The 12,298-nt window shown below is 61.8% G+C and carries 10 protein-coding genes; all 10 read right to left on the bottom strand.

Annotated features, from left to right (window positions below; genetic code table 11):
• Positions 1-323: 323 nt before the first annotated feature.
• The 10 genes from CS390_RS17135 to CS390_RS17090 all read right to left on the bottom strand — a co-directional run bounded on the left by CS390_RS17135 (position 324) and on the right by CS390_RS17090 (position 12,267).
• Positions 324-917 carry a glutathione S-transferase gene (locus CS390_RS17135; protein WP_065758584.1) on the bottom strand — a complete coding sequence of 198 codons (594 nt, stop codon included), beginning with the start codon at positions 915-917 and terminating at the stop codon, positions 324-326.
• Positions 914-4,561 carry an AAA family ATPase gene (locus CS390_RS17130; protein WP_099775435.1) on the bottom strand — a complete coding sequence of 1,216 codons (3,648 nt, stop codon included), beginning with the start codon at positions 4,559-4,561 and terminating at the stop codon, positions 914-916. The genes CS390_RS17135 and CS390_RS17130 overlap by 4 nt, the downstream gene beginning before the upstream one ends.
• Positions 4,558-5,796, bottom strand: coding sequence for an exonuclease SbcCD subunit D C-terminal domain-containing protein (locus CS390_RS17125; protein WP_099775434.1), 1,239 nt, complete (start codon positions 5,794-5,796; stop codon positions 4,558-4,560). Before CS390_RS17125 ends, CS390_RS17130 begins: the two co-directional genes overlap by 4 nt.
• Positions 5,797-5,937: 141 nt before the next feature.
• On the bottom strand, positions 5,938-7,311 hold the full coding sequence (locus tag CS390_RS17120; protein WP_065758587.1) for an ATP-binding protein: 1,374 nt from the start codon (positions 7,309-7,311) through the stop codon (positions 5,938-5,940).
• Entirely contained in the window at positions 7,308-7,970 is a 663-nt protein-coding gene (locus CS390_RS17115; RefSeq protein ID WP_099775433.1) for a response regulator, read from the bottom strand. The genes CS390_RS17120 and CS390_RS17115 overlap by 4 nt, the downstream gene beginning before the upstream one ends.
• 13 nt (positions 7,971-7,983) lie before the next feature.
• A complete protein-coding gene (locus CS390_RS17110; protein WP_099775432.1) occupies positions 7,984-8,628 on the bottom strand; it encodes a hypothetical protein in 645 nt (214 codons plus the stop codon).
• Complete coding sequence (locus CS390_RS17105) at positions 8,625-9,434, bottom strand: SDR family oxidoreductase (RefSeq protein ID WP_065758590.1); 810 nt, start codon at positions 9,432-9,434, stop codon at positions 8,625-8,627. The genes CS390_RS17110 and CS390_RS17105 overlap by 4 nt, the downstream gene beginning before the upstream one ends.
• Positions 9,421-10,113 (bottom strand): TenA family transcriptional regulator, encoded by a 693-nt coding sequence (locus tag CS390_RS17100; RefSeq protein WP_065758591.1) that lies wholly within the window; start codon positions 10,111-10,113, stop codon positions 9,421-9,423. Before CS390_RS17100 ends, CS390_RS17105 begins: the two co-directional genes overlap by 14 nt.
• Positions 10,110-11,591 (bottom strand): AMP-binding protein, encoded by a 1,482-nt coding sequence (locus tag CS390_RS17095; RefSeq protein WP_099775431.1) that lies wholly within the window; start codon positions 11,589-11,591, stop codon positions 10,110-10,112. Before CS390_RS17095 ends, CS390_RS17100 begins: the two co-directional genes overlap by 4 nt.
• On the bottom strand, positions 11,581-12,267 hold the full coding sequence (locus tag CS390_RS17090; RefSeq protein WP_065758593.1) for a thermostable hemolysin: 687 nt from the start codon (positions 12,265-12,267) through the stop codon (positions 11,581-11,583). The genes CS390_RS17095 and CS390_RS17090 overlap by 11 nt, the downstream gene beginning before the upstream one ends.
• Between the last annotated feature and the right edge of the window lie 31 nt (positions 12,268-12,298).

Raw genomic sequence — 12,298 nt, 5'->3', positions numbered from 1 at the left:
ATCGCGGGCAAGCCCGCTCCCACAGGTGAACTGCCCCCAAGAAGTTGGACACAAATCCAACCCTTGGTGGGCAGTCCAAGTTGTAGGAGCAGGTCTTGCCTGCGATGCGGGCGCCGCGCACCTGCTGATACACCACGGCCCCCATCGCGGGCAAGCCCGCTCCCACAGGTGGACTGCCCCCGAGAAATTGGACACAAATCCAACCCTTGGTGGGCAGTCCAAAGTTGTAGGAGCAGGTCTTGCCTGCGATGCAGACGCCGCTAACCCACTGACACCCCACCGGCGCCATCGCAGGCCAGCCTGCAACAACAGGGCGGGTGGTTTCAGCGGGCCATGATTGCCTTGAATAGCGCCGAGTCCAGCCAACCCTGCAGCCAAGCTCGCAGCCTGGGGTAGGGGGCTTGGGCAAACCAGTCTGGTTCAACCCCGGCGAACTGGCGAATGAACGGCATCAGGGCCACATCCGCCAGGCTTGGGTGCGAGGTGAGGAGGTAGTCGTGCTGCGCCAGGTGTGCCTCCAGGTCATCAAGGATTTCACAGGCCAGCTGTCGGTATTCCTCACGCGAATGCGCCGGGTAGCGCTCGGCATACTTGTAGTGGTTGAGCCTGACTTTAAACAGGCTGTCGTTACGCGCTATCAGTGCGTTGGCCTGTTGCGCAGCCTGTGAGTCGGTACTCAGCAGCCAGTCTTGCGGGTCATGCCGGGCCAAGGCCCAGCGCATGATGTCCAGGCTTTCTTCCAGCACCTTGCCCTCGACACTCAACACCGGCACCGTACCTTTGGGCGACAAGGCGAGCATGTCGGCCGGTTTTTCCTTGAGGCTGACCTCGCGGATCTCCACCGGGCATTGGCTGTAGCGCAAGGCCATGCGTGCACGCATGGCGTAAGGGCAGCGCCGAAACGAATAGAGGATCATCCACTGACCTCCAGGGTACTCAGGCCATTGCCTTGGCGACGAACCTGGATCTGTACCGGAATCCGCTCGTGCATTTCCTGCACATGAGAAATCACCGCGACCTTGCGCCCTTGAGCCTGCAAACCGTCCAGTGCATCCATGGCCAGTTGCAGCGATTCGGGGTCGAGGCTGCCGAAGCCTTCGTCGATGAACAGCGACTCGATCTTCAACGTGCTCGAGGCCATCGACGCCAGCCCCAGGGCCAGCGCCAGCGAGACCAGGAAGGTTTCGCCCCCGGACAAGGAGTGCACCGAGCGCAGTTCATCCCCCATCTCGGTATCCTGCACCAACAGGCCCAACAGGCTGCCGCCGCGCTTGAGCCGGTAGCGGCGGGCCAATTGACGCAGCTGTGCGTTGGCATGGTGCACCAGCAGGTCGAGGTTGTAGCCCTGGGCGATCTTGCGGAAGGTATCGCCAGTGGCAGAACCGATCAAGGCGTTCAGGCGCGCCCAGCGTTGCCACTCGGTATAGGCCTGGGCAATCTGTTCTGCCAGCGCTTGGTTGGCCTGTTGGCGGCGCTGGTCGTCGGCTTGCTCGGCGCGCAGTTCGGCACACTGTTGCTCGCGGGTGTGCAGCTGTTGCTGCAACGCGGCCATGGCTTGTTCCAGCTGATCGGCTGGCAGTTCCCCGTTGGCTTGGGCCTGATGTTGCTGAAGGCGCTGTTCGCGCTCTTGCACCAGCACCTGAGTGTGCTCGATGGCTTTTCTGGCGTTTTGCAGGCGCTGACGCAACTGGCTGATCTGTTCGTCATCGAACGCCAGCAATTGCGTCAGGCCGGCATCGTCCAATTCAGGATGGGCGTGTCGCCATTGGCCGATGACGGCCTCCAGTTGACGGCATTCCTCTTCCAGGGCATCTCGCTGTTGCGCTTTGGCCTTGAGCTCGGCTGTCAGCTCGATCGAGCGGGCGAGGCTGTCCTGCAGTTGCTGCTGGGTGGTCGCTTCGACGCTGCGCGCCTGTTCAACGGCCTGCTCCAGTTGCTGTTGCCAGTGCTGGGCGTTTTCGTGCTCGCCAAGCAGGCCGTCTAGCGTTGCTTTTGCCTGCTGCTGTTGGGTTTGCCGGGCAACGACCTGCTGCTGCAGCTCCTCCAGCTTCTGTACCCGTGCCTGTTGTTGCAGGCTGGCCTTTTCCAGTTGCTGCTGGCGGTCGTTGTAGTCCTGTTGCTCGTCTTTTTGCCGGTCTACCAGTTCCAGGCGCTGCGCCAGTTGCTGGTCGAGTTGCAGGAAGGCGGCTGACGGTTCCTGACGCAGTGCTTGCAGGATGTCGGCGGGCAGCAGGCCGGCGAAGCTTGCCAGTGCCTGTTCCAGGCGTTCCTCGTCGTCACTCAGCGCCTGCTGTTGCTGGCTCACGTGCAGCGTTGCCTGCTGGCTGGCCTCGACGGCCACCTGCAGTTGTTGCTGCAGGCGGGCGGCGTCCTGCTGAAGCGTGAGCAGTGTGTGCTGGCGTTGCTCGTCCCGGTTGATGTCATCGTTCAGGCGGCGCAGTTGAAGCTCCAGCCAGGCCGAGCAGGCGTTGCTGTCCTGATGGGCCAACTGGGCGTAGAGCGGGTGAGCATCGAGGCTGGGGGCCAACGCCTGCTGTTGAGTGACAAGGTGCTCGTGCTGGTGCAGGTATTCCTTGATCTGGCTATTGACGCCGGCCAGTTTCGCTCGCAGTTCATCCAGTTTTTCTTTCAGCCCGTCGACCAGGCGCTGGGCGTTGGCTTCTTCATCCTGGTCATGTCGGCCAAGGCTTTGCAACAGCGCTTCGGGCTGGTGGTACGGGTGTTCCTGGCTGCCGCAGACGGGGCAGGGCTGGTCGTCCTGTAGCTGCGCTCGGAGCTCTTCGACGCTGGCACTGCGGGCCAGACGCTGACGCTCAAGCAGCTGTCGTGTGAGGTTCAGTGCCTGCTCGGCGGCAATCAGCTCTTGTTTGCCTTGCAGCCCCTCGCTGATCAACTGTTCGCGTTGCTGCTGCGCGGCCTGCCGGCGTTCACGCAAGGCTTGGATTTGTTTGTCCAGATCCTGCTGGCTGTTCCAGAGCCGGGTCAGTTCTTCGACCGCACGCTGTTGCTTGCGGTTGTCTTGCAGCAGCGTTCCCAGCAGGCTGATCTGCTCTGCCAGGGCCTCGGGTTCAGCGCCGGCTTCGTGGTAGATCTGCGCCAGGTGTGTGCGCTGTTCTTCCAGTTGGCGGGCCGCATCCGTGGCGCGTTGCTGCAGGGCGGGCAGTTCCTCGCGACCTTTGTTGAGCCGGTTGCCAATGAGCATCAGTTGCTGCAGTTGGCCCCGGTAGGCGCTCCAGGCGTCGCCCAGGCCGGACAGGTGCGCGCTGTGTGCGAGTTGCTCGTCGAGTTGCTGCAGACGCTCGCTATTACGCTGCTGTTGTTCGATCAGGGTGTGTAGCTGCTGCTGGCCCTCGCGGGAGGCCTGCTCGGCCTGTTGGTGCAGGGCAAGGCTGTCGGCCAGTTCCTGTTCCAGGCGCGCCAGGGTGTCTTGCTCGGCGAAGGCCTGGCGTAGCAACGGTGCGTTTTGCGCCTGCTGAGCCAGTGCCTGGTTCAGTGCCTCGCGTGCGTGGTGCAGGTGTTGTTCCAGTTGTTGCTGGGCGGTCTGCAACTCAACCTGTTGCTGGCGCTGTTGTTCAATGGCAACGGTCAGTGGCGAGCGCTGGCCGGTCAGCTCCAGTTGTCGGGCAAACTGATGGCGCTGCGGCGCCAACTGCTCCAGCCGCTCCAGGTTCAGGCGTTCTGTGGCCAGTTGCTCCCAGTGCTGCTGGGCACTGTGGGCGTCCTCGGCGGCGGCACGTTGTTGCGCCTGTAGGTTGCCTAGCTCTGTCAGCCAACTGCGCTGCTGCTCGAACTGGCGCAGTTGCGCCTGTTCGGTCTTGAGTTGGCGTTGTGCCTGTTCAACACGCTGGTCGAGTTCAGCGCGTGCCTCCGGGCTGAGCGGGGTGATACCACTGGCCTGTTGTTGCAAGGCCTTGTGGATATCTTCGGCTTCTTTGCTCTTGCTGTAGGCACGTCGGCCCAACTGGCTGTAGATCGCCGTGTTGGTGAGTTTTTCCAGCAGTTCGCTGCGGTCCTTGTCGTCGGCCTTGAGGAAGGCGCTGAACTCGCTTTGGGCCAGCATGACCGCACGGGTGAACTGTTCGAAGTTGAGCCCCAGCTTGGCCTCGATCAGCTGTTTGTACTCGCTTTTGCTCTGGCTGCTCAGTAACTGGTTGCCGTCCAGGTCATGCAGGCTCTGACGGCTGCCTTGCAGCTTGCCGTTGGCTTTATCGCGGGCGCGGTTGGTCTCCCAGCGTGCCCGGTAACGGTGGCCGTCGATACCGACGAAATCAACTTCGGCAAAGCCGCTGCCGGTGCCCCGACGTAGCAGCGTGCGCGGGTCGCTGGTAAGGATCTCGCTGTCGACTTCTGGCAGTTTGGTTTCCCGGCCAATGCTGTTCAGGCGTGGTACAGCGCCGAACAGTGCCAGGCACAAGGCATCGAGCAAGGTGCTCTTGCCCGCGCCGGTGGGGCCGGTGATCGCAAACAGGCCAGCACTGGCCAAGGGCTCGGCGGTGAAGTCGATTTCGCAAGGGCCGGCCAGGGACGCAAGGTTTTTCAGGCGAATGGCGAGAATTTTCATGGGTGCTCCTCCTCCTGTTGCACGTCCTGCAGCAGTTGGGCGAAGTCGGCCAGTGTCTGCTCGTCCACGGCACTGCCATAGGCCTGCTCCCAGGCGCGGCTGAACAGGTCTTGCGGGCTGAGTTGGCCAAGTTCAATCAAGGGGCTACTGTCGTCGTCATCCTGTTGAGCGCCGGCATACTCGACGGCGATCCGTACCAGGCGCACGGCCTTGCCGTTCAGCGCGAGTTCGATTTGCTGGCGCAGGTCCGGTTGTGGTTCATCCAGACGCACGCGCACTTCCAGCCAGGGCTGGCGTTGCAGGTCAGCCAGCAGGTCGACTTCGGGCAGCGCTGCCAGGTGTTCCAGCACCTCGTTCAGGGAGGCAGGGCCCAGGCGTTGCAGGTGCACGGCCCGCGGTACCAGCCGTGGCTCGACGCTGCGCAGTGCCGCGCCGTCCAGTTCCACCTCGAGTATCTGGTGTTGATAGCCAATTTCCGAGAACGACAACGGCAGCGGCGAGCCGCTGTAGCGAATGCGTTCCTCGCCGTTGACCCGCTGCGGTTTGTGCAGGTGGCCCAGGGCGACATACGCCACCGAGTTGCTGAACAGCTTGGCCGACAGTGCTTCGGCGTTGCCGATGATCAGGCTGCGCTCGGAGTCTTCCGAAATCGACCCGCCAGCCATGTGCGCATGGCTGATGGCGACCAGCGCCTGCCCCGGTTTGCGTCGGCTTTCAGCGGCAGCGATCAGGCGTTCATGTACCTGGGTGATGCCGTGCAGGTAATCGTCACCCACGTGTGCGCCGGTCACTTCGGCCGGGCGCAGGAAGGGCAGCGCCAGGCACCAGGCGCGGGTTTTGCCCTTGGCATCGGTCAGCGGGATCAGCAAGCGATCACTGTCGAGCTGGCCGTCATCCAGCCACTGCACACGGCCCAGGGCATGGGTGCGCAGGCGGCGCATCAACGGTGCCGGCAGTTCGATACGGGCACCGGAGTCATGGTTGCCGGCAATGATCACGATATCCAGCGCAGGCTGCTGTTCGTGAGCGCGGACGATGAAGTCGTACAGGCGTTCCTGGGCTTTGACCGGAGGGTTGACCGTATCGAAGATGTCGCCGGCAATCAGCAGGGCATCGGGTTGACGCAGGGCCAGTTGGCCAAGCAGCCAGTCGAGAAAGCAGGCATGTTCGAAGTCACGTTCCTGGCTGTGGAGGGTTTGCCCCAGGTGCCAGTCGGAGGTGTGAAACAGACGCATTGAAAGTCCTGTGCAGAGGAAACCGGGTCGCTCTGGGCAGCGTTGGCCAGCAGGGGCGGTCGGCTATGGTAGCGCGACTACGCCCCGGGGTTGCCAGTTTCCGGGATCAGCAGGGCCGAGACAACCGGCGGCATGCGAACTTCAGGCATGCGCCTGGGGGAAGTGCACGCTTGCACACAGGCCACCCTGCGGCAGGTTGTCCAGGCTGACTTTTGCGCCGAGGCGCTTGGCGATGGTTTGTACAATGGCCAGGCCGAGGCCGGCGCCTTGGTCGTTGCCACGGCTGAAGAAGCGCTCGAACAGGCGATCACGATGTTCAGGGTCAATGCCAGGGCCTTGGTCTTCGACGCTCAGCAGCACTTCGCTGGCGGTCTCCTCCAGGCGCACGGTGATCAGCCCGCCTTTGGGTGAGAAATTCGCGGCATTGGTGACCAGGTTGTTCAAGGCAATATCGAGGGTTGCGCTATCGCCCAGTATCCGCAGGGGCGCCTCAGGCGCTTCCAGGCTCACCTCAAGGCCCCTGTCGAGCAGCCAGGGGGTCAGTTGTGCCAATGAGTCACGCACACTGGCAGTCAGGTCGATGGGCTGTAGTGGTGCGCTGCCAAGCCGTGGCTCCAGGCGTGCCATGGTCAAGAGTTGATTGACCAGGCGCGAGGTTCGGTCCACACCGGCAATCAGGTTGTGCAGGGACTGTTGGCGTTCCGCGTCGTTGCGCGCTTCCTGCAGATTCTGCGCGTGTACCCTTAGCACTGCCAGCGGGGTACGCAACTCGTGGGCCGCATCGGCGATGAAACGTCGCTCCCGGCCAAGGACTTCCTGAATCTGTCCCAGCAGCCGATTGAGTGCGGCTTGCATCGGCTCCAGCTCATTGGGCAATGGTGACAGTTGTATGGGCTCCAGCGACCCGGGGTGGCGGGCGCGCAGTGTCGTGGCCATATTGGCCAGTGGTTTGAGCCCCCAGCCAATGGCAAACCAGATCATCGTCGCTAACAGCAGGCTGCCAATCAGGTTGGGCCCAAGGGTGTGGCGGACGATGCGGTTGACCAGGTCGTTACGCACATCGTCGCGCTCGCCAACCCAGATGCGCAGGGAATGCTCGGTGTCGACCAGCACGAAGGTACGCCATTGCTGGTTCTTCAGGTCGACCACATCATTGAAGCCGGCATCGCTCGGCGGTGCAGTGAAGCTAGGTGCACTGGCGGTATGCACCAGTAACTGGCCATCGAGGTTCCAGACCTGAAAGGCCATTTTGCTTTCGTAAGGGTGCCCATCGACCTTAGGGGATGCCTGACCCAGCGCCTCGTTGAACGCACGGTACAGTTCGCTGTGATCGCTGCTGTGCATTGGCATGCGCATGATGCCCTGCAGCAAGCGGGCATTTTGTGCCAGCTGGGCGTCATAGACTTCGGCAATTTCGTGGTTGCTGTCATGCAGGTTGAGCACAGACAGGGTCATCAGGCCGCCGATCAACAGGCCAATGATCAGGGTCAGGGTTCGCCGCCGGATGGATTTCATCGTGCTTCTTGCACCAGGTAGCCAACACCGCGAATGGTCCGGATCAAGTCACTGGAGAGCTTCTTGCGCAAGTGGTGGATATGCACCTCAAGCGTGTTGCTTTCTGCTTCGTCGTTCCAGCCGTAGAGCAACTGGGTCAGCCGTTCGCGGGTCATGACCCGGCCGGGGGGGGACAGCAGCTCGTACAGCAGTTGGTACTCTTTGGGGGTCAATGAAACTGGCTGCCCCAGATAGGTGACCTGATGGCTGACAGGGTCCAGGCTGATTCCAGCATGTTCGATGCGCAGTTGGGCGCGCCCGGCACTGCGTCGCATCAAGGCGCGCAGGCGCGCCTTGAGTTCGGCCAGGTCGAAAGGTTTGACCAGGTAGTCGTCGGCACCGGCATCAAGGCCGGCAATGCGGTCTTCGGTGGCATCACGCGCGGTCAGGATCAGCACGGGCAGGTTCGAGCCGCTGCTGCGCAGACGCCGCAACACCTCCAGCCCGTCCATGCGCGGCAGGCCAAGATCGAGGATGGCCAGGTCGAAGGTTTCACTCAGTAACGAGTGCAACGCGCTGCTACCGTCTTTGATCCAGTCGGTGGTATAGCCGTCGCGGCTCAGTGCCTGGTAGATACCTTCACCCAGCGAAACATCGTCCTCAATCAGCAGCAGTCGCATGCCGGCTCCTTGGTCAGTTGAGTTTTTTGTCTATTTCAACCAGCAGCGCCTGTATGTCCTTGTGTCGCCCTTTATCGGCGCTTTCTCGACCCGGACGAGCAGGAGCCTGTTGTGCCTTGAGCAAGGCAGCCTTGGCTTCAGCGTAGTGCTTCTGGCGGTAGAGATGGTCGCCCCAGAAGTACAGGTTGTCTATACCGTTGGGGTTAATCTGCAGTGCTTGTTTGAGCAGCGTATCGGCCTTGTCACTATCACCGAAGCCGACTGGCCATCCAGGCACTCGATCATACAGTGCAGCGAGGCTGGCGTAGGCGGAACCCTGCAGCGCCGTCGGGTCGATCGACAAGGCTTTTTCCAGGTCGCTGCGCGCCTCTTTGACCTTGCCCAAGGCACCGAGCCCGCCTTGGGCGCCTGCCCAACTGCTGGTGACGATGCCAGACCAGATCCAGGCCTCGGCTGCGGTTGGGCGCTCCTTGGAGAAGGCATTGGCCTTGGCGGCCAACTGCTCGAAGGCATCGGCGCGTTTACCCTCGGGTGTTTCGTACTGGATTTTTGCCCATTGCTGTTGAATATCGCTCAGGCGTTGTTGGTCGGTGGCGTCCATGGCCCACAGTGAGGTGCTTGATACGGTGGCCAGCAGGGCGATCAGCAGTTTTTTCATGGTTTGTTTTTCTCCGTGGAGCCAATATGGCTGAAGCGTCTGATCAACGGCAGCTGCTTGCGCAGGGCGCGGTCTACCAGGCTTGGCAGCAGGTTATTGAGGCTTACAAAAAAACGCTCAGGCCAGCCCAGGTAAAGGTCGCGACGGTCACCGGCAATGGCGTGGATCACGGCGTTGGCGACCATTTCCGGGTCGTCGGTATTGGCTTTCAGGGCGTCATTGAGCGCCTGTGCAGCCGCGCTGTTCATGCGTGTCTGGGTCGCTCGTGGGGCCACATAAAGTACGTTCACCCGGGTATCGGCCAGCTCTCGACGCAGTGCTTCGGAAAAGCCGCGCAAGGCGAATTTGCTGGCGCAGTAGGGGGAGTACCCGGGGTAGCCGATCGAACCATAGGTTGAACCGACATTGACCACCATTGCTGCTGGGGCCTCTCTGAGAAGTGGCAACAGCAAGCGTGTCAGCGAAATCGGGGCGATGATGTTCAGGTCCAGCATGTGGCTGATGTCGCTGTCTTCCAGTTGCTCAAGCATGGCGAACTGGTTTACCCCGGCGGCGTTGATCAGCAGGTTGATGCCGCCCATGGCCTGGGCGGCATTCTGCACTTTATGCCGGTCTGTGGCGCTGGTCAGGTCTGCCGACACCCAGCGCAGCTGGCTGGGGTAACGCGTCATGCTTGGGCGCAAGGCGTCTTCATGGCGAGACACCGCCAGTACCTGAGCGCCGCTGGCGAGCAGCGCATTGGTGATTGCCAGACCAATGCCACCACTGGCACCGGTGAGCACGACTCGGGCTTCATTGAGCCGCATGATTGCTCTCCAGCAGGGTTGGCGCCTGGGTGTTTTGCGGCAGTGCCCGGAACATGTCCGCGTACAACCGGTAGACCACTTTCGAGGCATGAATGACGGCGGCCTGATCAGCTGGGTCGTCGAGACGATCCATCAGCTTGCGGTAGGTCTGCATGTGCCCGATATCCAGCGCGCCATGGGAATTCAGGTAGCTGAAGGCCTCCTCAGGCAGTGCCAGGCGGTCGCGAATGCGTTCGGCGGCATGGGTTGCCAGGGCGATGCTGGTGCCTTCAAGCACGTTGACCATCCCGAACAGGCCCACCGGGTTGCCACGTGCGATCAGGTCATAGAGAAACGCAACCATCAGCTCGATGGGTTGATCGGGTTGGCCGGTGCGCACCGCTTCACGGTCGCCGCCGCAGGCGACGATATCGTTCAGTACCCACTGCTCATGGCCGTACTCGTCTTCGATGTATTCGCATACTGCGTGGCGCAACCACTCCAGTCGCTCGGGCAGGCGTGCACCGCAGGCCATCATCAGCGGTACGGTATGGCGAACATGGTAGTAGGCCTGAATCAGGAAGGCCCGATAGCTCTCCAGTGTGACCTCACCGGCCAGTGCCTTGCGGATGACCGGCACTTCAAACAGCGCGCTGCGTTCTTGGGCGGTTGCAGCTTGCAGGGTTTCAAAAAAACTCATGACGACAGTTCCTCAGAACGATTAAAGGAGTCCAGTGCCGCGTGGTATTGCTCAAGGATGGCATCGCGGCGTGGTCGGCCATTGGCGGTCAGCAAGCCATTGGCAGGGGTAAAGGGTTGAGGCAAACGCAGCCAGTGATGAACGCGTGCGTAGTCGGGCAGGGCTGTATTGGCCTTGGCTACGGCATCGGCAAGGGCCTGGTCGCTGCAGCTCGGGTCATGAGGCCAGAGCAGGGCTGCGTTATAGGGCAGGGCTTCGCCATGCACGAATGCCTGGGCAATGACCCCGCCTTGGGTGAGTTCTGCTTCCACCCACTCGGGATTGACGTTACGGCCGTAGCTGGTGACGAACTGATGCTTCTTGCGGCCCTTGATGTACAGAAAGCCTTCGTCATCGAACTCACCGATGTCGCCACTGGCCAGCCACGTTGTCGGTTGGGCCGGGTTGCCCAGGTAGCCGAGCATGGTCGAGCCTTGAATCAGTACTTCGCCGTCATCAGCCAGCTTGACCTCTACATGGGGCAATGGCCGCCCAACGCTTCCCGGCCTGATAGCGCCAGGTACGTTCAAGCACACCACCGAGGCGCACTCGGACAAGCCGTAGCCTTCATAGGCCGGTATGCCGAGTTGGTGTGCACCTTGAAGCAGGCCTGGGGATACCCGCGCACCGCCTACCGCGGCAAAGCGCAGGCAGGAAGGATCGAATGCCTGCGCTTGCGTGGCGCCGACCAGCAGTTGCAGCAATTGGGGGACCAGAATCAGGCTGTGTGGGCGGCGTTCTGCCAGGCAGCGCAGGAAGGTGGGGGTATCGACGCCGCTGGCGCCACGAATACCCAGGCGGGCCTGGCTAGGCAGGCTTAGCACCGCACCTGCAAAGAGGGCGGCATAGCAACCGAGGTTTTCCAGCAGGATCGCCAAGGGCAGCAGTGCCAGGTGATGATCAGGCTTTACAGGCTCACTGGCCGCCGCCAGCTCTCGGGCCACCCGCAGGAAACTGTCGGCACTGAGGCACACGCCTTTTGGGGCGCCGGTTGTGCCCGATGTGAAGGTGATCTTCGCGGTTCCCTCTGGCAGTACTACGGCTGAGACCGCGGCCTTGCTCCACAGGGTGCCCTGGAAGCGGTAGCCTGCCGCTTCGAGTTCGCTTGCCATGCTGGTCTCAGCGACGACCAGCGGTGCCTGGCATTGCTCCAGGCAGTGCAGGCGTTGCGCAGGGCTGAAAAAGGGTGGCAGGGTAAGGCATGGGCGCTCTTCAAAGAGCACGGCCAGGTCCCACAGCATCGCCTCGGGGCTGTTGTCCAGCGCGAGCACTACACAGCCTTCAGGCTGCTCGCTGAGTAACCGGCGGCGATAATTGACCTCTGACCACAGCGCTTCATAGTCCAGGCGCAGTTCGTCACCCCATAGGGCCAGAGCAAAAGGGCGCTCCTGTGCATGGCGTTGCAGTTGATTTTCAAACAGGCTCAGTTCAGGCGACATTGCAGGTCTCCCGGTCGACGGGCGGCAGGCCAAGTCGTTTGAACAGCCCGGCCTTGGCCAAGTGTTGGAAACCACTGCAGATGTTGCCGATGTGGACACTCGGGCGGCTGTCGTAATACTGGCCCCACGTGTGGCGCTCATCGCCCAGGCGCTGAGGATCTGCTGCGCACAGGGTGGTAGGTTTCAAACCGAGGCGATGGAAACTGTTGACCAGGCCGGTACTGCCGGTAAACGAGACCCACTGAAAGCCTGCAGCACCTAGCAGCCAGGTCATGGTGATGATGCTCAGGCGGGCGCTGCCGGTATCGCTGGCGGCCAGATTGCCGACTTCGACAATGCAGTCGCGCTGCGTCGGTTGCTCGTTCTCTGACGGGATGTAGTGCTCGATTGGCGCATCCAGATACTGTTCCAGAAACAACCGTGAGGTGCTGGCGCGGCGAAGGCCTGCGACGGCACACAAGGCATTGTTCTGGTCTTTCAGGCCAAACAGCTCAGGCATGAAGTGACGTATGTCGGCGCCATGTACCAAGTGAAAACGCTGGCGGATGAAATCCTCGAACAGTGGGCGCTCATCGCTGTTGGGCAACGCGTGCGCCAGGCTCAACATCGCGCTGTTCTCAGGTGCCAGCCGAAGCGGTAAAGCGAAGGGCCAAATGGTGTCGGTGGGCTCAGGCATCGTGCTTGCTCCTGTATATCGTTGGGAGCAA

It is taken from the genome of Pseudomonas sp. HLS-6, assembly GCF_002753995.1.
GTDB lineage: Bacteria > Pseudomonadota > Gammaproteobacteria > Pseudomonadales > Pseudomonadaceae > Aquipseudomonas > Aquipseudomonas defluvii.
This window is presented reverse-complemented; position numbering and strand designations above follow the sequence as displayed.

Excerpts from the sequence above, each read along its gene's own strand:
- CS390_RS17135 (WP_065758584.1), bottom strand. The coding sequence starts at position 917 with ATGATCCTCTATTCGTTTCGGCGCTGCCCTTACGCCATGCGTGCACGC.
- CS390_RS17130 (WP_099775435.1), bottom strand. The coding sequence starts at position 4,561 with ATGAAAATTCTCGCCATTCGCCTGAAAAACCTTGCGTCCCTGGCCGGC.
- CS390_RS17125 (WP_099775434.1), bottom strand. The coding sequence starts at position 5,796 with ATGCGTCTGTTTCACACCTCCGACTGGCACCTGGGGCAAACCCTCCAC.
- CS390_RS17120 (WP_065758587.1), bottom strand. The coding sequence starts at position 7,311 with ATGAAATCCATCCGGCGGCGAACCCTGACCCTGATCATTGGCCTGTTG.
- CS390_RS17115 (WP_099775433.1), bottom strand. The coding sequence starts at position 7,970 with ATGCGACTGCTGCTGATTGAGGACGATGTTTCGCTGGGTGAAGGTATC.
- CS390_RS17110 (WP_099775432.1), bottom strand. The coding sequence starts at position 8,628 with ATGAAAAAACTGCTGATCGCCCTGCTGGCCACCGTATCAAGCACCTCA.
- CS390_RS17105 (WP_065758590.1), bottom strand. The coding sequence starts at position 9,434 with ATGCGGCTCAATGAAGCCCGAGTCGTGCTCACCGGTGCCAGTGGTGGC.
- CS390_RS17100 (WP_065758591.1), bottom strand. The coding sequence starts at position 10,113 with ATGAGTTTTTTTGAAACCCTGCAAGCTGCAACCGCCCAAGAACGCAGC.
- CS390_RS17095 (WP_099775431.1), bottom strand. The coding sequence starts at position 11,591 with ATGTCGCCTGAACTGAGCCTGTTTGAAAATCAACTGCAACGCCATGCA.
- CS390_RS17090 (WP_065758593.1), bottom strand. The coding sequence starts at position 12,267 with ATGCCTGAGCCCACCGACACCATTTGGCCCTTCGCTTTACCGCTTCGG.